Source organism: Streptomyces corynorhini (assembly GCF_003346515.1).
GTDB lineage: Bacteria > Actinomycetota > Actinomycetes > Streptomycetales > Streptomycetaceae > Streptomyces > Streptomyces corynorhini.
The window spans coordinates 1-2,313 of the sequence record NZ_QQNA01000423.1 but is presented as its reverse complement, the minus strand read 5'-3'; the positions used below and the strand labels follow the sequence as shown (position 1 = coordinate 2,313).

2 protein-coding genes are annotated in these 2,313 nt (G+C 74.1%); one reads left to right on the top strand and one right to left on the bottom strand.

Annotated elements, in window-relative coordinates:
- Positions 1–23: 23 nt before the first annotated feature.
- Positions 24–1,229, bottom strand: coding sequence for a glycosyltransferase (locus tag DVH02_RS33865; RefSeq protein ID WP_114627658.1), 1,206 nt, complete (start codon positions 1,227–1,229; stop codon positions 24–26).
- A 315-nt stretch (positions 1,230–1,544) separates the two neighbouring features.
- Here DVH02_RS33865 and DVH02_RS33860 point away from each other — a divergent pair, with 315 nt between their 5' ends.
- On the top strand, positions 1,545–2,249 hold the full coding sequence (locus DVH02_RS33860) for an NTP transferase domain-containing protein (protein WP_199566518.1): 705 nt from the start codon (positions 1,545–1,547) through the stop codon (positions 2,247–2,249).
- The last annotated feature ends 64 nt before the right edge of the window (positions 2,250–2,313 follow it).

Here is a 2,313-nt window from a genome sequence, read left to right as displayed (position 1 = left end):
CGAGCGGCCCCGGGGCCGCTCGTTCATCCGAGCGCCCCGGCGAGCAGGCCCGCGGCCACCTCCGCCCCGTCGGTACGGACCCGGCTGCCCAGCGCCCGCGCCCGTGCCCTGGTCCCGGGTGCCAGGGCCGTCTTGAGCGCGATGTCCAGGGAATCGGCGGTCGGCGGCGGACCGTCGAGCGCCGCGCCGATGCCCAGGTCCGCGACCCGGCCCGCCCAGTACGGGTTGTCCGACAGTTGGAGCGGGATCACCAGCTGTGGCGTGCCCGCACGGGCGGCCGTCGACGTCGTACCCGCGCCGCCGTGGTGCACCACGGCGGCCAACTCGCCGAACAGGCGCTGGTGGTTGGCCTCGCCGACGGCGAAGCAGTCGTCCCGGTCGTCGGTCAGGTCCAGGTCCGCCCAGCCCCGGGAGACGAGCACACGGTGCCCCTGGGCCCGGATCGCCTCGACGGTCATACGGCCGATGTCCTGCGCCGGGCGCATGCTGCCGAAGCCCACGTAGACCGGCGGCGTGCCCGCGTCCAGGAACGCCACCAGGTCGGCCGGGAGCGGGCGTTCGTCCGGCAGGCTCCACGCGCCTGTCTGTACGACGTCGAGGCCCGGGGTCTCCCGCCAGCCTCCCAGGACCGGGTCCGCCGCCAGCCACGGCCGGTCGGTGAGGACATGGTCGCGTACGTTGTCCACGGGGGGCAGCCCGATCGCCGCCCGGTGGCCGTTGAGCGCCTCGGCGAACTGCGCGTTCACGTTGCGGGCGTCCAGCTCCCACCGTGCCGCGTGGTCGTCCACCTCCGGCTCCGGCCAGCCCGGCCGCGGTGGCGGTGCGTGGTGCGGCGACGGCAGGTGGACCGCCGCGTAACTCACGTACACGTAGCGGACGCCCGCGGCCTCGGCCGCGGACCGCGCGGCCACCTGCGCCAGCCCGGCCGCCACCAGCGCGTCACACCCGTCGAGCGCCGCGGGGAAGACGTCGAACTGCGTCTCCAGCATCTCGGCCCGGTACCGGGACAGCTCCGCGGCCGACGGCAGAGCCGACCCGCGCATCATCTCCCGTACCGGTGGCCCGACCGGCACCAGTCGCACCCCGATACCCGCGAGCCGCCCGGCGAACTCCTCGTCCGGCGGGGCGCACATCCGCACCTCCACACCGCGCGCCCGTAGCCGCACCGCGAGCGCCACCAGCGGTTCGACATCGCCGCGCGTCCCGTAGGTAGACAACAACACCCGCATTCCGTGTCCTCTTTCGTTGGGGGCCGCCGGCCGTGGTGACGCTACACGTCCGACGGCGCCCGGCCGGGCCCGGGAGGCGGCGGGTCCCGGCTTTCCGATGGGTCAACTCGGCCATTCCGGAACAAACTTGGGCCGCCTAGAACGGGGGCGGGCGGCCGGCGGGCCCTCGCCCACGAGCGCCCTCAGTGACTACGGTGAGCGCCAGCGTGCCGTGGGGCCGAACGGTGCGGCGTCGGCCCTCCCGGCCGCCCGCGCCCGGCGAGGTACGCGAGGTACCCGAGGTTCCCGTCGTCGACACCACCGGAGAGCTGCTCGATGCACAGTTCGTCCCTGCCCGTCCCTGATGTTTCGGTCATCCTGCCCTGCGCCGGATTCGGAACGCGTTTTGGGGCGCCCTACCCGAAGGAGCTGCACTGTCTGGCTCCGGGGGTCACCGTGCTGGACCGCAGCCTGGAGGCCGTTGTCGAACTGACCAAGAGCGGACTCCATGTGCGCCTGGTCGTCGTGTTCGGGGCCCACAAGCTGGAGACGGTGGCGCATCTCGCCCGCTACGCCCAGACGTTCCACATGGTCTTCGTCTATCAGGACGAGTCGTTCGGACCGGGTCTCGACGGGGCGATCCGGTCCGCTCTGCCGCTGACGCGGGGGCCGGTGGCGCTGGTCCTGCCCGACATCGTGGTGACCGGCCCCGACACGGCCGGCCGGCTCCTCGCCGCGCTGCGGCGGACGGAGACGACGGGATGGAGCGTGGTGGCGGCCGAGGAGCGGGACCCGGACATACTGCGGCAGATGGGCGCGCTGGCGCTGGCCGAGTCGGACGGCGTCGTGACCGTGCGGGAGGCCGCCGACAAACCGGCGGACCCGTCGGGCTTCAACGCGTTCTGGGGCATGGTGGCGGTCACCGAGGAGGAGGCGCACAGACTGCCCGACGTCGTGGCGAGGGGAACGGCGGGCCCGCTGACGGGCGCGGCAGCCCTCATGGTGGAGGGCATAGTCAACTACAACACCCCGGCGGGCTGACCTCCCCGCGCGCCCGGTCCCGCACTCCCCCGCACCCCCGGTCCCGCGCCCTCAGGTCCCGCAC

Coding starts and splice junctions, on each gene's coding strand:
- DVH02_RS33865 (WP_114627658.1), bottom strand. CDS start 1,229: ATGCGGGTGTTGTTGTCTACCTACGGGACGCGCGGCGATGTCGAACCG.
- DVH02_RS33860 (WP_199566518.1), top strand. CDS start 1,545: ATGCACAGTTCGTCCCTGCCCGTCCCTGATGTTTCGGTCATCCTGCCC.